Consider the following 21,028-nt stretch of genomic DNA (forward strand, 5'->3'; position numbering starts at 1 on the left):
ATGAGTGATTTGATTCGAGTCGAAGACCTGCGCGTGGTCGCTTGTGGTGAGCGCGGCGAGGTGGAAATCGTCAAGGGCGTGAGCTTCTCCCTGGCAAAAGGTGAAGTGCTGGCACTGATCGGTGAGTCTGGCTCCGGCAAGACCACCATCGCCCTGGCGTTGCTCGGCTATGCCCGGCGCGGTTGCCGGTTGGCGGGCGGGGTGGTGCAGGTCGGCGAACACGACATGCTGGCGTTGAGCGAAAACGAGCTGCAAGGCCTGCGCGGCAATCGGGTGTCCTATATCGCCCAGAGTGCCGCCGCCGCGTTCAACCCGGCGAAAAAGCTAATCGACCAAGTGGTGGAGGGCGCCTTGATTCACGGTTTGGGCAGTCGGGCCGTGCTTGAAGCCAAAGCCATCGAACTGTTCCGCGACCTGGCCCTGCCGGATCCCGATCACATCGGTCAGCGTTATCCGCATCAGGTGTCCGGCGGGCAGTTGCAACGAGTGATGGCGGCCATGGCGCTGATCAGCGATCCATTGCTGGTGGTGCTCGACGAGCCAACCACCGCCCTCGACGTGACCACCCAGATCGACGTGCTGCGCGCCTTCAAACGCGTGGTCCGCGAGCGTGGCGCGACGGCGGTCTATGTGTCCCACGACTTGGCGGTCGTAGCGCAAATGGCTGATCAGATTGTGGTGCTCAACGGCGGGCAAATCTTTGAGCAGAGCGCCACCGCGCCGTTGCTCAAAGCCCCGGCCCACGAATACACCCGCAGCCTGCTGCTGGCGGCCCGTCCGGATACGACAATTCGCCCGCCTTGCGGCATCGCCGAAGAAACGCCGCTGCTGACCATCCAGGGGCTGACCGCCGGTTACGGCAACAAGAATATGCAAGGCATGCCGGCAATCCGCGTGCTGGAAGACATCGACCTGACTGTGCGCCGGGGCCAGGCCATCGGCGTGATCGGGGAGTCGGGTTCCGGCAAGTCGACCCTGGCGCGGGTGGTGGCCGGGTTGCTGACGCCGGCATTGGGCGGCCTGACCTTCGATGGTCAGCCACTGGGCGGCAGCCTGTCCGAGCGCACTGACGAGCAGTTCCGACGGATTCAAATGGTGTTCCAGAACGCCGACACCGCGCTCAACCCGATGCACAGTGTTGGCACCATTCTGAGTCGTCCGCTGAAGATGTACTTCGGCCTCAAGGGCGCCGCACTGCGCGAGCGTATCGGCGAACTGCTGGACCTGGTGCGCCTGCCGCGAGCCATGGCCGAACGACGCCCGAATGAACTCTCCGGCGGGCAAAAGCAGCGGGTCAACCTGGCCCGTGCCTTGGCGGCGAAACCGGACCTGATCCTTTGCGATGAAGTGACCTCGGCGCTGGATACCGTGGTCGGCGCGGCGATTCTTGAACTGCTGCGCGATCTGCGCCAGCAACTGGGCGTGTCGTATCTGTTCATCAGCCATGACATCTCCACGGTGCGGGCGCTGTGCGACGACATTGTGGTGATGTACAGCGGCCACAAGGTTCAGGCCGGCACTCGGCAGTCTTTCGCGCAGGCACCGTTCCACCCCTACACCGACCTGTTGATCCATTCGGTGCCGGAGCTGCAACAGGGCTGGCTGGAAAACTGCGGCACCACTTGCGGCACGCTGCCGCCGATCGGCGCCAAGGCCAATGTGCCTGAGCTGTGCACCTTCCTCAGTCGCTGCCCGGTGCGGGTCGACGGCCTGTGCAATCACACCGCGCCGAACCGCCGGATCATCGACGGAGGCAGTGAAATCCTTTGCCATCACGACAGTGCCGAGTTGCTGAAAACTCAGCGGGACTTAACCACCATGAGCCTGGGAGCCTACGCATGAACGGGCGTTTTGTGAGGCTGGCCGAGCAGGGCCGGCCGACCGTCAAACTGACGGTGGACGGTTCGCCCATCGAGGCTTTGCAGGGCGACACCCTGATGGTCGCATTGCTGACCCAGGGCAACGCGCTGCGCCAATCGGAATTCGATTCGGGCCGCCGCGCCGGTTTCTGCCTGATGGGTGCCTGCCAGGATTGCTGGGTCTGGACCCGTAGCGGCGAACGCCTGCGCGCCTGCTCCAATGAAGTCCGCGAAGGGCTGGACATCATCACCACACAACCGGAGGCGATATGGCCACTGCGCGGATAGTCATTGTTGGCGCCGGGCCCGCCGGCATTCGCTGTGCCGAAACCCTGTTGGCGGCTGGCCTCAAACCGATCCTGATCGACGAGAATCGCCGGGACGGCGGGCAGATCTACCGTCGCCAGCCTGAAGGGTTTACCCGGGACTACATCACCTTGTATGGCACCGAAGCCGCCAAGGCCAAGGATTTGCACCAGAGCTTCGACCGTTTGCGCGGGCAGATCGACTACCGCCCGGACACGCTGGTGTGGAACCTGACGCCGGGGCAATTGTGCTGCGTCAGCCAGGGCAAGCACTCGACGGTGGATTACGACGCGCTGATCCTGTGCACTGGCGCCACTGACCGCTTGATGCCGATTGAGGGTTGGCAATTGGCGGGCACCTACAGCCTCGGCGGGGCGCAGATCGCGCTCAAGTCCCAGGCGGTTTCCATTGGCCACCGCGTGGTGTTCATGGGCAGTGGGCCGCTGCTGTATCTGGTTGCCAGCCAATACGTCAAAGCCGGGGCCTCGGTCGCGGCGGTGCTCGACACTTCGCCGCGGATCAAGCGCATCGGCGCCTTGCCCAAGTTGTTGGCGCGGCCGGGGTTGCTGTTTACCGGGATGAAACTGCTGGCGCAGCTTTATCGGGCGAAGATCCCGGTGCACTTGGGGATCAACCCCCTGCAAGTGCTGGGTGACGCCGCCAGCGGGGTCAGTGGTGTGCGGATCAGCATGGCGAAAGGCGAAACCCTGACGATCGATTGCGATGCCGTGGCCCTGGGTTATCACTTGCGCCCGGAAACCCAATTGGCCGACCTGGCTGGTTGCCGCATGCGCTTTGACGAGGCTTCCAGTCAATGGTGGCTGGCTGTCGATGAAGCGGGTCGCACCTCGGTCAGCGGTGTGTATGCCGCCGGGGACGGTTCGAAGATTCGCGGTGCCGATGCCGCCGAGCACGCTGGGCGACTGGTGGCGATGGCGTTGCTGGAGGATCTGCAGCAACCGGTGAACATCGGATTGCGCGACGAACAACGGCACGCTCTGGCGGTGATGGATGAGTTTCGCCTCGGCCTGGCCCAGGCGTTTCCCTGGCCTGCGGCGCAGGCCAAAGCGCTACCGGATTCAGCCATCGTCTGCCGCTGCGAGATGATCAGCGCCGGCGAGTTGCGCCGCACCGTGAGCGAGAAGGGCGCCTGTGAAGTCAATCGGGCAAAGGCCTTCAGTCGGGTCGGCATGGGCCGTTGTCAGGGCCGTTATTGCTCCCAGGCCGGGGCCGAGGTGATTGCCGCCGCCGCGGGCGTCAGCGTGCAACAGGTCGGTCGGCAGCGTGGTCAAGCGCCGGTCAAACCCCTTTCGATGCTCACCGAGGAGGTGTCGCCATGACGCTACACAAAGCCGATGTCGTGATTGTCGGCGGCGGCCTGATGGGCTCGGCGGCGGCGTTTTTCCTGCGCCAGCGCGGGCAGTCGGTGATTCTGCTGGAACGCGATCAGATCGGCCAGTACGCCAGCGGCGTGAACTTCGGCAACGTTCGGCGCCAGGGGCGATTCCTCGGGCAACTGGAATTGGCCAATCGGTCCTGGGCGTTGTGGAGACGCCTGCCGGAACTGATCGACGACGACCTCGAATTCATCGCCCGCGGGCACATGCGCGTGTGTTATCGCGAAGACGAAATCCCTGAGCTTGAAGCTTACGCGGCGGCGCCCGAGGCGGCGCAGCTGGATTTGAAGATCTATCGCGGCGCTGAGCTGCACGAGCGCTTTCCATTCCTCGGGCCGGAGGTGAAGGGCGGTTCTTATGCGCCCCACGACGGCCACGCCAATCCGCGACTGGCCGCTCCGGCATTTGCCCGGGCGGCACGACGCCTCGGTGCGCGGATCGAGGAACAGACCGAAGTCGCCGATGTGCAGAAGGTCGGCGGCGAGTTCACGGTGACCACCACCGATGGCCGTCAATTCAGCGCCGAGCGCTTGCTGATCACGGCCGGTGCCTGGGGCCAGAAACTCTCGGCGCAGTTCGGCGAACCGGTGCCGCTGGACACCCACGGCCCGCAAATGGCCGTGACCGAACCGGTGCCTTACGCCTTGCCGACGGTGATCGGTGTGTACACCAAAATTCCCGAAGAAGTGATCTACTTCCGGCAGATCCCGCGCGGCAACATCATCATCGGCGGCGGTTACCGGAGCAAACCGGACATGCTCAACCGCCGGGCCTATGTCGAGCCGCGCAGTATTCTCAATCAGATGGAGCAGATGCGCCGCCTGCTGCCGGGTGTCGGCAACCTGAACATCATCCGTGTGTGGAGCGGCATCGAAGGCTATCTACCCGATTCCCTGCCGGTGATGGGGCCGAGCGGCAACGTTGACGGCTTGTACTACGCATTCGGCTTCTGCGGTCACGGCTTCCAACTCGGCCCTGGTGTCGGCGATGTGATGGCTGAACTGATCAGCACCGGCAGCACTAGCACCTCGATTGAGCCGTTCTCCATCCGCCGGTTCGCCTCTTCAGCCGAGCAACGGACAACTGAGCAACGGAGCAGGGCCTCATGAAACCCCGTGTACTGGAAATTCTCAAACGCCTGATGGCCTTCGACACCGTATCGTCGGAGTCGAACATGGCCCTGATCGAGTACGTGCGTGACCTGTTGCTGAGCAAGGGCATCGAGTCGTTGATCGTCAAGGACGAAACAGGCAAAAAGGCCAACCTGTTCGCCAGCACCGGCCCAAAGGAGTTGCCGGGGATTTTGCTGTCCGGGCACACCGATGTAGTGCCGGCTGCGGGGCAGGCCTGGACCTTTCCAGCGTTTCAGGCGACGGTGCAAGACGGCCGGGTTTACGGCCGTGGCAGTTGCGACATGAAGGGGTTTATTGCTTTGGCGATCGACGCCATGCTCGATGCCGCCGACCATTCCTTGAGCCGACCGCTTCAAATCGCTCTGTCCCATGACGAAGAGACTGGTTGTGTGGGGGTTCGACGTTTGCTCGATGTGCTGCATCTGGCGCCGGTGCGGCCGTTTTTGTGCCTGATCGGTGAGCCGACCAACATGCAGTTCGTGCTGGGGCACAAGGGCAAGGGTTCTTACCGCACTTACTGTCGTGGGCTGGAGGCGCATTCCTCCCTGGCACCGCGTTCGGTCAATGCGATTCACGTGGCCTGCGATTTCATCGCGGCACTGCGCCAGAGCCAGCAGCAACTGCAAGCGCAGGGCGCGCAGGATGCCGACTACGACGTACCTTACAGCACCGTGCATGTCGGGCAGATTGTCGGCGGCAAGGCGCTGAACATCGTGCCCAACCTGTGCACCCTGGATTTCGAGGTGCGTAACTTGCCGGCGGACAATCTGGATCAGTTCCTGGAACAGATGCGCGAGCGTGCCGAAGTGATCGTGCGCGAGGCCAAAAAACTGTCCAGTGTCGCAGCGATCGACATTGAAACGGTCAACGTCTATCCCGGCCTCGATACCCACCCGAGCGTTGAAGCGGTGCGCTTCCTGAAAAACTTCGTCGCCCCGGACACCGGCACCGCCAAAGTCTCGTTCGGCACCGAAGGCGGGTTGTTCAAGCAGCGTCTGGATGTGCCAGTGGTGGTCTGCGGCCCTGGCTCAATCGAACAGGCGCACAAGCCGGATGAGTTTATCGAGATCAGCCAGATGGAGGCTGGTGAGCGGTTTCTTGAAGGGTTGCTCGGTTCCCTGAAACTGTAATCAGGTCTTGCGGGTAAATGGAGATCAAATGTGGGAGCGGGCTTGCTCGCGAAGGCGTCGGGTCAGGCGACATCCATATCGACTGGAGGGACGCCTTCGCGAGCAAGCCCGCTCCCACAGGGTTTGTGTTTACCCTTAATCTCGGTAGAGCCTGCCGTCCCACCGCAAATTTCAGCATCCAACACTGCCCATCAAACGCTTTCAGCATCCTCATCCGTGGCATCTCCCTAGACTGAAAATGTCTCGGATCAGGACTCGACCATGCTCAAGAATCGTTTGAAAGACCCCAGCCTACTGGCAGAACTCGCTTACCTCGACGGGCAGTGGATCGGCGCCGATAACGCCGCAACCCTGGACGTCATCGACCCGGCCACCGGCCAATTGCTCGCCCGAGTCCCGGCCATGCAAGGCGCGGAAACCCGGCGTGCCATCGAAGCCGCCGAACGCGCCTGGCCTGCATGGCGCGCACGCCCGGCGGCGGAACGTGCGGCGCTGCTGGAGCGCTGGTATCAGGCGATGATCGACAACCTCGACGACCTCGCCTTGATCATGACCTGCGAGCAGGGCAAACCGCTGAACGAGGCCAAGGGCGAAATCCGCTACGGCGCCGGGTTCGTCAAGTGGTTCGCCGAAGAGGCTCGCCGGGTCTACGGCGAAACCATGCCGGCCCCCAGTGGCGACCGCCGCCTGCTGACGCTCAAGCAACCGGTGGGCGTGTGCGCCGCCATCACCCCGTGGAATTTCCCCAACGCGATGATCACGCGCAAGTGCGCGCCGGCCTTGGCTGCCGGATGCCCGATCATCGTCAAACCTTCGGACCTGACCCCGCTGTCGGCCCTGGCCCTGGCGGTGCTGGCCGAGCGTATCGGCATTCCGGCCGGGGTGTTCAACGTGTTGACCGGGATGCCTGCGGGCATCGGCGAAGAGCTGACAGGCAACCCAACGGTGCGCAAAATTTCCTTCACCGGCTCTACCGCTGTCGGTCGGCTGCTGATGCGTCAGAGCGCTGAACACATCAAGCGCTTGAGCCTGGAACTGGGCGGTAACGCGCCATTCATCGTGTTCGACGACGCCGATCTAGAGCAGGCAGTGGCCGGCATCATGCTCAGCAAGTTTCGCAACGCCGGCCAGACTTGCGTCTGCGCCAACCGCATTCTGGTGCAGGACGGCATCTACGAGCGCTTCGCCCAGCGTTTGGTAGAGGAGGTGGGCAAGCTCAAAGTGGGCAATGGCCTGGACGCCGACGTCACCATCGGCCCGCTGATCAACCCGGCAGCGGTGAGCAAGGTCGCCCGGCACATCGACGATGCCCTGAGCAAGGGTGCGCGTTTGCTCTGCGGCGGTATTCCCGAAGGCGACAACCAGTTCGTTCAGCCAACCGTCCTCGGCGACACCCACGCCGGCATGCTCCTGGCCAACGAAGAAACCTTCGGCCCGGTGGCGCCGTTGATGCGTTTTACCTTTGAGGCCGAAGCGCTCGCATTGGCCAATGCCACGCCTTATGGCCTGGGCGCCTACTATTTCACTCAGGACTTGCGCCGTTCCTGGCGTTTCGGCGAGGCGCTGGAGTTCGGCATGGTCGGTCTCAACACCGGGATCATTTCCATGGAAGTCGCGCCGTTCGGCGGCATCAAGCAGTCGGGCCTTGGCCGTGAAGGTAGCAAGTACGGCCTGGACGAATACCTTGAAGTCAAAGCCTTCCACATCGGCGGGCTGTGATAACGATTGCACAGCCATTTTGCGAGGCATGATTAATGAGTAAACCATTCAGAATCGCCGCGATTGCTGGCGATGGCATCGGCAAGGAAGTCCTGCCGGAAGGATTGCGGGTACTGGAGCAAGCCGCGAAGAAGTGGCAGCTCGATTTGAGCATCGAAGTGCTCGACTGGGCTCACTGCGATTACTACCTGGAACACGGGCAGATGATGCCCGACGACTGGTTCGAGCAACTCAAGGGGTTCGACGCCATCTACTTCGGCGCCGTGGGCTGGCCGGACAAGGTGCCGGATCACATTTCCCTGTGGGGCTCGCTGCTGAAGTTTCGCCGCGACTTCGACCAGTACGTGAACATTCGCCCGGTGCGCTTGTTTCCCGGTGTGCCGTGCCCACTGGCCGGGCGCAAACCGGGCGACATCGATTTCGTGGTGATCCGCGAGAACACCGAGGGCGAGTATTCTTCGGTCGGCGGCAAGATGTTTGAAGGCACCGAGCATGAGTTCGTGCTGCAAGAGTCGGTGTTCTCTCGGCGTGGCGTGGACCGGATTCTCAAGTTCGCCTTCGACCTGGCCCAGACCCGACCGCGCAAACGCCTGACGGCGGCGACCAAGTCCAACGGGATCTCCATCAGCATGCCGTACTGGGACGAGCGCACGGCGTTGATGGCCGCGCAGTACCCGGACATCACTTGGGACAAGCAACACATCGACATCCTCTGCGCGCGTTTTGTGCTGCAACCGGACCGGTTCGATGTGGTGGTGGCGTCGAATCTGTTTGGCGACATCCTGTCCGACCTCGGCCCGGCCTGTGCCGGCACCATCGGTATTGCGCCATCGGCCAACCTTGATCCCGAGCGGCGTTTTCCGTCGCTGTTCGAACCGGTGCATGGTTCGGCCCCGGACATCTACGGGCGCAACATCGCCAACCCGATCGCCATGATCTGGTCCGGTGCGTTGATGCTGGATTTTCTGGGGAACGGTGATGAGCGTTATCGCGCCGCGCACGACGGGATTCTGCAGGCGATCGAACGGGTGATTGCCGAGGGGCCGATCACGCCGGATCTGGGCGGGAAGGGCTCGACCCAGGAGGTCGGAAAGGCGATTGCAGAAGCGCTCTAAAACACCGGTGCGATGAAAATTTTGTAGGAGCGAGGCTTGCCCGCGAAAAATGCACTGCGGTTTATCAGGCATTACGCGTCATCGTTCTTCGCGGGCAAGCCTCGCTCCTACAGGATCTACGTTGGGATCAGTCTTCCTTGCGAACCGTGGCCACTTCATCGGCCCGGACTTTCACTTTCGCCCCGGAAATATCTTCAAATTCGTAGAAGCCATCCTCGGTTTTGGTGTTCGGCATGTCCTTGGTCAAATACTGGGTGCCGTTCTGCAGGGTCACGACCGTTGGCGTCGAGCAGCCGGCCAGGGCCAAAAAGGCCGCTACTGCCAGGGGCAAACCCAGAGTCTTGATATTCATACACACCTCTCATCACTGAATAAAAACAGCGCGACAGCCCCGCTTGAGGTCAATCGTCGCTGTGCCTCTACCGCGGTTTGTGCGATGGAATGGCAGAAAGTTCGATGGTCACCCGAAAATTGCCGAATAGCGTCGCCACTGATCCTTTTCCGTTTGCACCGGGTGGGGCATAGCTGGTATCTGTACGCATAACCAGTACTCGTTTGCCATGGCCCTTTTGCCCGTGATTGTAAATCCTCTCGATGATCCGTTCTATTACTTGAACAACTTCATGCAAGTGCTTGATTGGCTTGAACATCGTTATGCCGATGTGTTGAGCGTCGAGGAGCAGGATTTCATCCATGACTTCGATCGACTGCCCCGCGAGTCCCAAGCCCTGCTGGTGAGACTTGTGATGCGCAAGGGCGTGCATTTCAGGGCCGGCAAACTGAGTTACGTCGAGATCGGCGACATCGACAGCGCTGCGGCGCCGCTATTGGTATCGGGCTGGATCGATGAGCAGTCGCCGTTGCACATCGAGGACTTGTTCGAGGTGTTGCTCAAGGCCGAGATTCTCCAGTGCTTTGGCGACGCCATCGATCAGCCCAAAGGCAAAAAGACCGATTGGCTGCCGATCCTGAGCGAGCAGTTCCCCGAAGCGCAAAGTTTTGCCCAGTGGTGTCCGGCACTCAATGACCGGTTGTTCAGCCTGACCGTCATGGGCTTGTGTGACCGGTTGCGGCTGATGTTCTTCGGCAACCTTTACCAGGACTGGTCGGAATTCGTGCTGGCCGACCTGGGCATCTTTACCTACGAAAAAGTCGAGTTCTGCGCCGAGTCCCGAGGCTTGCGCAGTCGCGAAGACGTCGATGCCTGCCTGTTCCTGCACAGTTGTCAGCAGCGTTTCGAAACCGGTGAAGCGGTGGCGGCGATTGTCGAGCAGATCAACGGGCTGGAGCTCGACAATCCCTGGCTGCAAAAACGTCGGGGCAAACTGCTGTTCCAGATCGGTCAGCATTGCGAACGCATCGCGGATTTTTCCGTCGCCCTGAGCCTCTACCGCGAATGCGACTATCCCGGCGCACGTCTACGGCTGATTCGGGTGCTGGAGCGCTGTGCTGAATATCAACTGGCCATGGACCTGGCCGCCCACGCCGAACAAGCCCCCGAAAGCGCCGCCGAGCATCAGCATTTATTGCGTGTGCTGCCCAGACTGCGGCGCAAACTGGGCGGGCCGCCAATCAAGCGGCCAACCCCTCGGGCCATGCAGCGCCTGGACCTGCAACTGCCCAGACACGATCCGGCGTTGTCGGTGGAGTCTTACGTTCAAGCACATCTGGCGCAGGAGTCGCCGGTGCATTACGTCGAGAACAGCCTGATCAACTCACTGTTCGGCCTGCTGTGCTGGCCAGCGATTTTCGCGCCATTGCCGGGGGCGTTTTTTCACCCGTTCCAGCGCGGGCCGGTGGACCTGCTCAACGAAGATTTTCATGCGCGGCGCGCGGATCTGTTCCAGACCTGCCTCGCTGAACTCGATGACGGGCGTTATGTGCAAACGGTTCGCGAGCGTTACAGCGCCAAGTGGGGCGTGCAGTCACCGTTCGTATTCTGGGGGGCTCTGAGCGAGGAACTGCTGGAGCAGGCACTCGATTGTCTGCCCGCCGAGCACCTCAAACACTGGTTCAATCGACTGCTGCTCGACATCAAGGCCAACCGCGCCGGCATGCCGGACCTGATTCAGTTTTGGCCGCAAGACAAAACCTACCGGATGATCGAAGTCAAAGGCCCCGGCGATCGGTTGCAAGACAATCAATTGCGCTGGCTGGAATTCTGTCACGAGCACCAGATGCCAATCGCCGTGTGCTACGTGCAATGGGCGGAGCAGGGCGCGTGAGCTACAGCATTGCGGTGCGCGCGCTGTGTGAATTCACCGCCAAGGTCGGCGATCTCGACCTGCGCTTTACCCCGTCGCCGACTGCGCTGGAAGGCATCGTCGGACATCGCACTGTGGCGTCACGGCGTAGCGAGGGTTACCAGAATGAGGTCGCGCTTGAGGGCCAGTATCGAACCTTGACCGTGAAAGGCCGGGCGGACGGCTACGATCCGGCGCAAAACTGCCTCGAAGAAGTCAAAACCTACCGTGGCGACCTGAGCAAACAACCTGCTAACCACCGCCAATTGCACTGGGCGCAGGCGAAGATCTACGGTGGGTTGATGTGCCAGAAACTGCAGTTGGAGCAGATTAATCTGGCGCTGGTGTACTTCGATATCGTCAGCGAAAAGGAAACCTGCCTGGTCGAGGCCTTCAGCGCCGCCGAATTGCAGTTGTTTTTCGAACATCATTGCGGGTTGTTCCTGCACTGGGCCGAGCAGGAAATGGCCCATCGCGAAGGGCGCAATCTGGCGGCGCAACAGCTGACATTTCCCCATGCCGATTTTCGTCCCGGACAACGGCATCTGGCCGAATCGGTGTTCAAGGCTGTCAGCACCGGTCGCTGCCTGATGGCCCAGGCACCGACCGGTATCGGCAAGACCGTTGGCACGCTGTTCCCGATGCTCAAGGCGCTGGCGCCGCAGCAACTGGATAAGGTGTTTTTCCTAACGGCGAAAACTCCCGGGCGCAAATTGGCGCTGGACGCCGCTCAGGTCATCCTCGACAGCGCCGATGCTCCGCCATTGCGCGTTCTCGAGATGATCGCCCGGGACAAGGCTTGCGAGCATCCGGACAAGGCCTGCCATGGCGAGTCCTGCCCGTTGGCCCAGGGCTTTTATGATCGTCTGCCGGCCGCGCGTCAGGCCGCCAGCCAACTGAGCCTGCTGAACCAGAGTGCCTTGCGCGAGGTTGCCCTGCAGCATGACGTTTGCCCCTACTACCTGAGCCAGGAAATGGCCCGCTGGGCGGACGTGGTCGTCGCTGACTACAACTACTATTTCGACTTCAGCGCATTGCTGTTCGGGCTGGCCCAGGCCAATAACTGGAAAGTCGCGGTGCTGGTGGACGAGGCTCACAACCTGGTGGAGCGTGGCCGGCAGATGTACAGCGCCAATCTCGACCAGGCGACGTTGAACAGCGTGCGAAAAACCGCGCCTGAGCCACTGAAGAGATCCTTGCAGCGGGTCAATCGCGAATGGAACGCCCTGCATGATCAGCAACTGAGCCCCTATCAGGCCTACGACAAAGCCCCGGAAAAACTGCTTCAGGCGCTCTCCTTATGCTGCGCGAGCATCGGCGACTACCTCAATGATCACCCTCAGGGCCTGGACAGCGGGTTGCAGAATTTTTACTTCGACATGCTGCAATTCGGCCGCGTGGCTGAACTGTTCGATGAGCATTTCCTGTTCGACATCAGCAAACGCGACCTCGACCGCAAGCGCAACCTGTCGCAACTGTGCCTGCGCAATGTGGTGCCCGCCGCTTTCATTCGCCCGCGCCTGACTGCTGCGCGTAGCTCCGTGCTGTTTTCCGCCACCCTGAGCCCTCGGCATTACTATGCCGATTTGCTGGGAACACCGGCGAATACAGTCTGGATTGATGTGGAATCGCCGTTCAGCGCCGAACAGTTGCAAGTGCACATCGTCAGCCAGATTTCGACCCGCTATGTCCATCGTCAGGCATCCCTTGAGCCCATCGTCGAGCTGATCGCCAAACAGTTCACCCAACGCCCCGGTAACTACCTGGCATTTTTCAGCAGCTTCGATTATTTGCAGCAAGTGGCCCAGTTGTTGGCCGAACGGCATCCGCACATCACGCTGTGGTCGCAGTCCCGGGGAATGGGGGAAGGGCCGCGTCAGGCGTTTCTCGATCAATTCACCCTCCATAGTCAGGGCGTAGGGTTTGCGGTTTTGGGTGGCGCATTCGGCGAAGGCATCGATCTGCCCGGCGCGCGGTTGATTGGTGCATTCATTGCCACCCTGGGTCTGGCGCAACTGAATCCGGTCAACGAACAGATGAAACAGCGCATGGCGGCGATTTTCGGTGCCGGGTATGACTACACCTATCTGTTTCCTGGCGTGCAGAAAGTCGTGCAAGCAGCGGGGCGGGTGATCCGCACTCAGCAGGATCAAGGGGTGGTGATGTTGATCGATGACCGGTTTGGCGAGAGCAAGGTCAAGCAATTGCTGCCCCGTTGGTGGTCGATGGAATCGGCGCCTTTTTAGCCTGTTGAGTAGTGCTCCCACCAACGTATTGGTATTTTTGAATTTCCAAACGAGCGGTTTGTCGCATACTCCAGAAGAACAACAATAGGGACAGGGATCCATGAGCGATGACCGGATCAAGACCAATGCCATGGAGGAGATGCGCTTTCGTCTGCTGATCGATGCCGTGGTCGACTATGCGATCTACATGATTGACCCCGATGGCATCATCACCAGTTGGAACGCTGGCGCCAAGCGTTTCAAAGGGTATGAGGAAGCGGAAATTCTCGGCCAGCATTTCTCGCGTTTCTATACCGAAGTGGACCGCAAGGCCGGTTTGCCTCAGCGCGCCCTTGATACCGCTATTCACGAAGGGCGTTTCGAGGGCGAAGGCTGGCGGGTTCGCAAGGACGGCACGCATTTCTGGTCCCACATCATCATCGATCCCATTCTGGATCCGTCGGGCAAATTGCTGGGTTTTGCCAAGATCACCCGGGATTTGACCGACCGAAAAATGGCTGAAGAAACCCTCAAACAAAGTGAGCAGCAGTTCCGGCTGCTGGTGCAGAGCGTCACCGACTACGCCATTTATATGCTCGCCCCGGATGGACGCCTGACCAACTGGAATCTGGGGGCTCAGCGAATCAAGGGGTATCGCCCCGAAGAAGTGATCGGCCAGCATTTCTCGATGTTTTACACCCCTGAAGACCGTGAAGCCGGTGAACCGCAACGCGCGCTGGAAATCGCTACGCGCGAGGGGCGATTCGAAAACAAGGCCTGGCGCATGCGCAAGGACGGCACGCGGTTTTTCGCGCATGTGGTGGTCGACCCGATTTGGGGCGAAACCGGCACGTTGCTGGGATTTGCCAAGATCACTCGGGATATCACCGAGGTCACCCAGGCCCAGCAAGCGCTTGAAAAAACCCGAGAAGCGTTGTTTCAGGCGCAAAAGATGCAGGCCATCGGTCAACTCAGCGGAGGGATTGCCCACGACTTCAATAATTTGCTGACCGTTATCCTCGGCAATCTGGAAATCATTCGCAAACGTGCGGCGGACGACCCGAGAATTACCCGTTTGCTCGACAATGCCACTCAAGGCGCCTTGCGTGGCGTTTCCTTGACCCAGCGCATGTTGGCGTTTGCCAGGCGTCAGGAACTCAAGACCGAATCCGTTGAGATACCAACGCTGATACAGGGGATTACCGGGCTGTTGCGCAGCTCTCTGGGGCCGTCGGTGAGCATAGAAACGCGCTTTGCGCCTGGACTTGAACCGGTCATGGCCGACGTCAATCAGCTCGAACTGGCGGTACTGAACTTGGCGACCAACGCCCGCGATGCCATGCCCGACGGTGGAAAACTCATCATCAGAGCCCAGACAGAAGAGGTCTGCGATCAGTCGAGATTAGCCCTGGCGCCAGGCCGCTATGTCTGCCTGAGTGTCACGGATATAGGGGAGGGCATGGATGACGCTACCCTGGCGTCGGCAATGGACCCTTTCTTCACCACAAAAGGCGTCGGCAAAGGCACTGGCCTGGGGTTGTCGATGGTTCACGGGTTTACTGAACAACTGGGTGGACGTTTCATCCTCAAAAGCCAGAAAGACGTCGGCACCACCGCCGAACTCTGGTTACCTGTTGCGCTAGCCAACGCGACCACCGAGCCCGCTGTTGAGGAGGCCGCCATGTCGCGGGTACCTCGTCTGTGTGTGTTGGTCGTGGACGACGACAGTCTGGTGTTGACCAGTACCAGCCTGTTGCTTGAGGACCTGGGCCATCGGGTGATCAGTGCAGCGTCCGGCGCACAGGCACTGGAGCTGTTCGACAGCGAGCACGACGTTGACCTGGTCATTACAGACATGGTCATGCCCAAGATGAGTGGCGCGCAATTGGCGCAGGCTATTCGGGTGATAAGGCCACACCTGCCGATCATCCTCGCCACCGGTTATGCGGAGCGCCTGGAAGGCTTCGCGGCCAGACTTCCACGCCTGTCCAAGCCTTTTACCCAACTTAATCTGGTGGAAGTCATTGCCTTGGCGATGAAGTGACACCTTCTGTTCGGGCATGGTGGTGCTTCCTTTGTGGCGAGCGAGCTTGCTCCCTCGCCACAGGTTTCTCACTGACTCAAAACTCTCGTAAGTCATTCGCCGGGCTTTGCTCTTCCCACCATCAAGCAGCGAGATTGGGCGCGCCCAGCTCTTTTTTGTATCGGGCTTTCAGGGTTTCCATTTCTGCACCCAATTCGTCGAGCGTCGTTTTGCCCAGTAGTTTTTTGGCCTGAGGAAACATTTCCTTTTCCTCTTCTTCAATGTGATGTTCCAGCAACTCCTTGACCACTTTCACTCGACCGGAAAATTCGACGGTAGAGGGATCAGTGGTTTTCAGGTCGGGAAGCACCAGCGTATCGACGGTGCGATGTTCTTCCTTGGCTTCGTAATACATGATGTCCTGCTCTTTGCCCCCGGCTTTTTTATACGCCGGATACAAGACTTCCTCTTCCAGACGGGTATGGATCTTGATTTCCATTTCCAGTTTGGCCAGCAACTCGGTGCGCTTTTTAACCCCACGCTCGGTGGACTCGCTCAACTGGGCCAGGATGCCTTTTACGCGTTCATGGTCGGCTTTCAACAGGTCAATGGCGTTCATGGTCAAACCTCTTGTTTAGTCACGGGGCACACGCAAACGGTCTTGCTGCCGTTGTCGCTCACACTGCTGGAGCATTTCTCGTGCCTGTTTCAAGGTTTACCAAAAAACCATGAAAAACAGAGGGATGTGATCGAATAGAAACGACGTTTGTCGTGCAACCTGCATGAATATTTGTTGCTGTTCAATGCAGGTTGACCGAAGGAGGAAACCGTCAGGCGTCTTGCTGATTGCGCCGCTCATAACGGGCCAGCATCGGTTGAGTACTGATGCCATGCGCCAGAATGCTCAGCGCCACCACAGACAGCGTCAGGTCGGTGCACAGCGTCGCTGCCGCCGGACCGAGGTCGTGGTTCAAGGCGTAGAACAGGTAATAAAAGCTCCCAATCCCGCGAATCCCGAACCAGCCGATCAACAGGCGCTGACGGCTGTCCAGCAAGCGCCCCCACGGTATGAGCCATACGCACAAGGGGCGAATGGCACAGAACAACACCAGCGCAACCACCAACGCTCGCCAATCCCAGTGGCCCACCAGCACCACGCCCAGCAGGGTGACCAGAAACACTTCCATGGCGCGTTCCACCAAACTGCCGAATGCCAACATGTCGCCCATCATGATGCCCGCCGCGACCTGGGTTTCTGGCAAGTTCGTCACGTCGCCGTGGACGGCAGCCGCAGGTTCGACGTTCTGGTGGCCGACCACCGGTTGCACCAGATGCTCGGCGGGAATCCGCGCGTCGCCGGTGGATTTGACTTCGGCCTGCCGCAACCCGAGGCCGGCGGCGAATACCGATAAAAAGCCATAGGCATGGATCTCTTCGGCCGCGACATAAGCGAGGGCGATCAGCGCCAGGGTCAGGTAATCGTTGGGAGAAATGGTGCTGTCGGCATTGCGGATGCGCATCGACAAGGTCAAGCGACCGATGCCATGGCCCATCCAGTAACCGATGAACAAACCGGCAGGCACGGCCCACAGCACACTTTTCAATGCCCACTCACCGAGCCAGGCGTCGCTATTGCCGCTCTGTTGCACAACCAGCAAGCCGAGGATGACGAAGGGGAAGGCGATGCCGTCGTTGAGGCCCGCCTCACCGGAGAGTGCGAAACGCACCGAATCGTAATCCCTGGCATCGTTGACTTGCACCAGCGAGGCCAGTACCGGATCGGTGGGGGCCAGAATCGCCCCGATCAGCAGCGACGGCCCCCAGGCCAGGGCAAAACCGTAATGCAGCAACAGGCTGACGCCAATGATGGTCAAGATCATCACCGGTCCCGCCAGACCGAACGCCACCCGCCATCGAAGATCCTTCAGCGGCAGGCGTAATTTGAGCCCACAGACAAATAGCGAAAAGAGCACCGCGACCTCAGTCAGGTGCTCCATCCAGACCGCCGCGTCCTTGATGTCCAGCTTCAGCAAGCCCAGGCCCGCCGGACCGATCGCCACGCCCAGCGCCAGGCACACCGCGGAGGTGGTCACCGGCATCCAGCGCAGATAGGACGAGGTCAGTGCCAGAGTCAACAGCACCGTACCCAATACCGCCACCCATACAATGAAGCTCATGCCCGGTTCTCGGAGGTAGGCCGCCGACCGCCGGCGGATGGCGGAATCAGGATAATCACACGCCGGTCACACGCACGTACTCAGGCCCCAGATAGTTGAACCAGAGCAGAATCATCTCCACCAGGATAGTCACCAGCACCAATAGTCCGACGCCCCATACGCTCGCCGCATTCAGCAGGCCTTCCTCCTTGCGCTCGTGCATGAAGATCGGCAAACCGACGAACAGCAGAAACGTTGAATAGAGGGAGGCGGCCCCCAGCACGGTGATCGCCAGCCAGCGGCTCGGGTAGAGCCCGGCGATACCTGCGAGGAAGAACGGGGTGACGGTGTAGGCGGCAAAACCGATGCACTGATTGACGTTGGGGCGTGAGTCAAAGGTGCGCGACATCCAGCGGATGAACAGCCCCATCAGCACCACGCCGACAATGATGCTCAGGTACAGCAGCCCGCAGAGTTGCAGGGCGCTGGAGGCACTGAGTTTGACCGTTTCGTTCTCGGCCAGGCTCCAGCCGACGTAGGTAGTCCCGATAAACAGGCACACGGCGGGGATCAGGGCGAGCAACAGCAAATGAGCGAGGTAATGGCGCGGATGCGCTTCCTCTTCCTTACGAATATCTGTCCAGACGAAATTGGGCTGAGTGAACAGCCTGACGAAAGGTGCGGACATGACGACCTCCAAATAACGAGCGGCCCGGCATAGGGGCCCCTAGAAGTATTGAGGTGCATCCATCGCCGGGGGTTCATTTTTTATCGGGGGGTATGGGCGGTCTGCCCGAGGGAATGTTTGCAAGCGTCGAAGGTCAACCGAGCAGTTCCTCTTGCCTGGATGCCTGATCATGAACGTCAGCCAAACCGTCGTTGAATATTTGCGCCAACACGACCTGCGACTGACGACTGCCGAGTCCTGTACCGCCGGAAAGATCGTGACTTTGCTGGCCGAAGTGCCGGGCAGCGGGGACCTGATCGAGAGCGGTTACGTGGTCTATTCTTCCGAAGCGAAGCAACGGTTACTTAATGTCAGCCCCCATACGATCGAAACCTTCAACCTGACCAGTTGCGAAGTGGCTCGCGAAATGGCCTTGGGCGCCTTGCTCGACAGCACCGCCAACGTCGCCGTGGCCACCACCGGTATCTTGGGGCCGGAGGATGTCGACGGGATTCCGGCCGGCACCATCTGTTTCGCCTGGGCCTACCAGACTGAGCAAGGGAAATGTGTATTCACCCAACAGCATCGTTTTTTCGGGTCCCGCAGCAAGGTCCAGTTACTGGCCGCAGAACATGCCTTGAAGCGGATCTCGTTTTTTCATAAACGTGCCCTAGCCGGAGAACAAGATCAGGTGAATCAATGAACGACGAATCCCACCGCACCGAATACCACAGCCGCGATTATCCGGTGCGTGAAGACATGGCCTATCAGGTCAGGGTCTGGCGATTCGAGCGCTGGGGCTGGTACGTGATGGTGCTATTGGTGGTGCTGGCATTGCTCGGCTTGTTTTCCCGTGGCCCGCTCAGTTCCCGGGACGTTCACGGCAGCGATGGCAAGGTACGGGTGGAGTACGAGATGTTCCACCGTCATGGCTCGACCAATCCGATGAAGGTCAGTGTGATCGGCCGGCCGGATGCCACGGTTGAGCTGGAGCTGACCGGAAAACTGCTGGAGGGCTTCGAAATCGAAACCCTGCAACCAGAACCTGTGCGTGCACTCAGTGGCGAGCAGGGTATGAAACTGTGGGTACAAACGGACGCGCAAGGCCAAGCCAGTCTTTACCTGACTTTGCGTGGCGAGGGGCTGGGCCTGTTTCGCAGCCATATCGCCTCGCCCGGGGCGGCCTCGGTCAAGGTGGATCAATTCATTTTCCCTTAGGTGACTTATGGATTCGGTATTGCGCGCGGCCGTGATGTACCTGGCGTTGATGGTGCTGTTCAAGATTGCCGGTCGGCGCTCGCTGGCCGAACTGACGACATTTGATTTCGTGTTGCTGATGATCATCGGCGAGGCGACCCAACAAGCCCTGTTGGGCAATGACTTTTCCCTGACCAACTCGATGCTGGTGATCGTCACGCTGATTACCATTGATGTCGGGCTTTCACTGCTCAAACAACGCTCGCAATGGGTACAGCGGCTGATCGATGGCGGGCCGACGATCATCGTCGAAAACGGCAAGATCCTGCACAAACGCCTGCGCCATGCGCGGCTGGTCGAAGCAGATATCATGGAGGCTGCGCGTTCGAGCCAAGGCATTGAAACCCTTGAGCAGATCAAATTCGCCATCATCGAGCGCAACGGCAAAATTTCGGTGATTGCTCAAGAGCCCTGATTCACTGCGATCCCCGTAGGAGCTGCCGAAGGCTGCGATCTTTTGGTCTTGCTTTCGCTGACATCAAAGTCAAACGATCGCAGCCTTCGGCAGCTCCTACAGGGGCCGAACGCTGGCCATGCCAGTTGCGTCAAAGCATCGGCTTGCCGCCCGTGACGCCATACCGTTGCCCGGTGATGTAACTGGCTTCATCCGAGGCCAGCAGTACATAGATCGGTGCGACTTCCACCGGTTGGCCGGGACGGCCGAGCGGGGTTTGCGATCCGAAGTTTTGCACCTCTTCCTCGGGCATGGTCGAGACGATCAGCGGCGTCCAGATCGGCCCCGGTGCCACGCTGTTTACCCGAATGTTTTTCGGGCCGAGCATCTGCGCCAGGCCGGCGGTGAAGTTGGCAATCGCGCCTTTAGTGGTCGCGTAGGCCAGCAATGTCGGCTTGGGCATGTCGGAGTTGATCGAGCTGGTGTTGATGATCGAACTGCCTGGCTTCATGTGCTTCAGCGCGGCCTGACAGAGCCTGAACATGGCCGTGACGTTCACATCGAAGGTCATCACCCATTCTTCGTCCGGGATGTCCTCGATGTTTTCGTGGGTCATCTGGAAGGCGGCGTTGTTGACCAGAATGTCGATCCGGCCAAAGCGCTCGACCGTTTTGTCCACCAGCGCCTGGCAGTGCTCTTTCTGCGCCACATCGCCGGGCAGAAGCAGGCATTGACGACCGGCCTGTTCGACCCAGCGTGCGGTTTCCTGCGCATCTTCAGTTTCATTCAAGTAGGCAACCACCACATCCGCGCCTTCCCGGGCGAATGCAATCGCCACCGCACGGCCGATGCCGCTGTCACCCCCAGTGATCAGGGCAATCTTGCCCTCCAGCCGACCCGAGCCTTTGTAACTCTGCTCGCCACAATCCGGGTAAGGGTCCATTTTCGTTTGAACCCCGGGGACTGGCTGGCTTTGTTTAGGGAAGGGTGGTTTTGGATAGTCAGTCATCGGGAAATCTCCTCTGTTCAAGGCAAAAGACTCAAACGCCACAAGCGCTCGTTGAGGGTTGACCCCGGTCTTTTGCCTTGAGTTCGGTTGGACTTCCGACGGGTTTAGCGCAAGGGGAGAGCTCACTGTTTCTGCATACACTCAACTCATGAGTTAGGCTCAATGCGATGCAAGAAACTCGATGAGGAGTTGCTCATGAACACCCAATCGCTCGTTGCACTGGCACTCTCGTTGGCATGTCTCGCTGGCTGCGAAAACAAATACGAAGTGAATGAGAAAAATTGCGAGCCGAAAAACTTCATGAAGCTACCGGACGATCAGAAGCGGCAAGACTTCATCAAAGCCTGCATGGAGCGCATAACGCCTTGAACGGGATTCGATACTGCGCATATCGC

General features: G+C 60.0%; 19 protein-coding genes. 14 read left to right on the forward strand and 5 right to left on the reverse strand.

Annotated features, from left to right (window positions below; genetic code table 11):
• The 7 genes from AB7M29_RS18120 (at position 1) to AB7M29_RS18150 (ending at position 8,659) form a co-directional block, all read left to right on the forward strand.
• Positions 1–1,842, forward strand: a complete 1,842-nt coding sequence (locus AB7M29_RS18120; protein ID WP_217854875.1) for an ABC transporter ATP-binding protein — start codon at positions 1–3, stop codon at positions 1,840–1,842.
• The gene (locus tag AB7M29_RS18125) at positions 1,839–2,147 is read left to right on the forward strand and encodes a (2Fe-2S)-binding protein (protein WP_217854876.1); all 309 of its coding nucleotides are present in this window, start codon (positions 1,839–1,841) and stop codon (positions 2,145–2,147) included. The genes AB7M29_RS18120 and AB7M29_RS18125 overlap by 4 nt, the downstream gene beginning before the upstream one ends.
• Positions 2,129–3,505 (forward strand): FAD-dependent oxidoreductase, encoded by a 1,377-nt coding sequence (locus AB7M29_RS18130; protein WP_454247453.1) that lies wholly within the window; start codon positions 2,129–2,131, stop codon positions 3,503–3,505. The genes AB7M29_RS18125 and AB7M29_RS18130 overlap by 19 nt, the downstream gene beginning before the upstream one ends.
• Positions 3,502–4,671 (forward strand): NAD(P)/FAD-dependent oxidoreductase, encoded by a 1,170-nt coding sequence (locus AB7M29_RS18135; protein WP_454247454.1) that lies wholly within the window; start codon positions 3,502–3,504, stop codon positions 4,669–4,671. The genes AB7M29_RS18130 and AB7M29_RS18135 overlap by 4 nt, the downstream gene beginning before the upstream one ends.
• Positions 4,668–5,825 carry an acetylornithine deacetylase gene (gene argE, locus AB7M29_RS18140; RefSeq protein ID WP_454247455.1) on the forward strand — a complete coding sequence of 386 codons (1,158 nt, stop codon included), beginning with the start codon at positions 4,668–4,670 and terminating at the stop codon, positions 5,823–5,825. Before AB7M29_RS18135 ends, argE begins: the two co-directional genes overlap by 4 nt.
• Before the next feature lie 261 nt (positions 5,826–6,086).
• Positions 6,087–7,544 carry an NAD-dependent succinate-semialdehyde dehydrogenase gene (locus tag AB7M29_RS18145; RefSeq protein WP_454247456.1) on the forward strand — a complete coding sequence of 486 codons (1,458 nt, stop codon included), beginning with the start codon at positions 6,087–6,089 and terminating at the stop codon, positions 7,542–7,544.
• 35 nt (positions 7,545–7,579) lie between these two features.
• Positions 7,580–8,659 carry a tartrate dehydrogenase gene (locus AB7M29_RS18150; protein ID WP_454247457.1) on the forward strand — a complete coding sequence of 360 codons (1,080 nt, stop codon included), beginning with the start codon at positions 7,580–7,582 and terminating at the stop codon, positions 8,657–8,659.
• A gap of 127 nt (positions 8,660–8,786) precedes the next feature.
• On the opposite strand, the gene AB7M29_RS18155 is transcribed toward AB7M29_RS18150, so the two are convergent.
• Positions 8,787–9,011, reverse strand: a complete 225-nt coding sequence (locus tag AB7M29_RS18155) for a YgdI/YgdR family lipoprotein (RefSeq protein WP_038983339.1) — start codon at positions 9,009–9,011, stop codon at positions 8,787–8,789.
• 208 nt (positions 9,012–9,219) lie between these two features.
• On the opposite strand from AB7M29_RS18155, the gene AB7M29_RS18160 reads away from it, so the two are divergent.
• The 3 genes from AB7M29_RS18160 to AB7M29_RS18170 all read left to right on the forward strand — a co-directional run bounded on the left by AB7M29_RS18160 (position 9,220) and on the right by AB7M29_RS18170 (position 15,171).
• On the forward strand, positions 9,220–10,884 hold the full coding sequence (locus AB7M29_RS18160) for a VRR-NUC domain-containing protein (protein WP_454247458.1): 1,665 nt from the start codon (positions 9,220–9,222) through the stop codon (positions 10,882–10,884).
• On the forward strand, positions 10,881–13,148 hold the full coding sequence (locus AB7M29_RS18165) for a helicase C-terminal domain-containing protein (RefSeq protein ID WP_454247459.1): 2,268 nt from the start codon (positions 10,881–10,883) through the stop codon (positions 13,146–13,148). Before AB7M29_RS18160 ends, AB7M29_RS18165 begins: the two co-directional genes overlap by 4 nt.
• Before the next feature lie 100 nt (positions 13,149–13,248).
• On the forward strand, positions 13,249–15,171 hold the full coding sequence (locus AB7M29_RS18170; RefSeq protein WP_454247460.1) for a PAS domain S-box protein: 1,923 nt from the start codon (positions 13,249–13,251) through the stop codon (positions 15,169–15,171).
• Positions 15,172–15,292: 121 nt separating this feature from the next.
• Here the strand turns inward: AB7M29_RS18170 and AB7M29_RS18175 are convergent, their stop codons facing one another.
• From AB7M29_RS18175 to AB7M29_RS18185, 3 genes are all read right to left on the reverse strand, one after another.
• On the reverse strand, positions 15,293–15,769 hold the full coding sequence (locus AB7M29_RS18175) for a hemerythrin domain-containing protein (RefSeq protein ID WP_052963312.1): 477 nt from the start codon (positions 15,767–15,769) through the stop codon (positions 15,293–15,295).
• 211 nt (positions 15,770–15,980) lie between these two features.
• Positions 15,981–17,327, reverse strand: a complete 1,347-nt coding sequence (locus tag AB7M29_RS18180) for a cation:proton antiporter (protein WP_454247461.1) — start codon at positions 17,325–17,327, stop codon at positions 15,981–15,983.
• A 55-nt stretch (positions 17,328–17,382) separates the two neighbouring features.
• Positions 17,383–17,994 (reverse strand): Yip1 family protein, encoded by a 612-nt coding sequence (locus tag AB7M29_RS18185; protein ID WP_123722790.1) that lies wholly within the window; start codon positions 17,992–17,994, stop codon positions 17,383–17,385.
• A gap of 169 nt (positions 17,995–18,163) precedes the next feature.
• On the opposite strand from AB7M29_RS18185, the gene AB7M29_RS18190 reads away from it, so the two are divergent.
• Genes AB7M29_RS18190 through AB7M29_RS18200 form a run of 3 tightly spaced genes read left to right on the forward strand, consistent with a single transcriptional unit; the run spans position 18,164 to position 19,645 of the window.
• Positions 18,164–18,676, forward strand: coding sequence for a CinA family protein (locus AB7M29_RS18190; RefSeq protein WP_052963309.1), 513 nt, complete (start codon positions 18,164–18,166; stop codon positions 18,674–18,676).
• Positions 18,673–19,191 (forward strand): hypothetical protein, encoded by a 519-nt coding sequence (locus AB7M29_RS18195; protein WP_454247462.1) that lies wholly within the window; start codon positions 18,673–18,675, stop codon positions 19,189–19,191. The genes AB7M29_RS18190 and AB7M29_RS18195 overlap by 4 nt, the downstream gene beginning before the upstream one ends.
• 7 nt (positions 19,192–19,198) lie before the next feature.
• Positions 19,199–19,645, forward strand: a complete 447-nt coding sequence (locus tag AB7M29_RS18200) for a DUF421 domain-containing protein (protein ID WP_217854886.1) — start codon at positions 19,199–19,201, stop codon at positions 19,643–19,645.
• Between the two features lie 130 nt (positions 19,646–19,775).
• Here AB7M29_RS18200 and AB7M29_RS18205 read toward each other — a convergent pair whose 3' ends face one another.
• Positions 19,776–20,633, reverse strand: a complete 858-nt coding sequence (locus AB7M29_RS18205; RefSeq protein ID WP_454247463.1) for an SDR family oxidoreductase — start codon at positions 20,631–20,633, stop codon at positions 19,776–19,778.
• A gap of 195 nt (positions 20,634–20,828) precedes the next feature.
• Here AB7M29_RS18205 and trbK point away from each other — a divergent pair, with 195 nt between their 5' ends.
• A complete protein-coding gene (gene trbK / locus AB7M29_RS18210; protein ID WP_217854888.1) occupies positions 20,829–21,002 on the forward strand; it encodes an entry exclusion lipoprotein TrbK in 174 nt (57 codons plus the stop codon).
• Positions 21,003–21,028 lie beyond the last annotated feature (26 nt).

Source organism: Pseudomonas sp. F-14 TE3623, assembly GCF_053629015.1.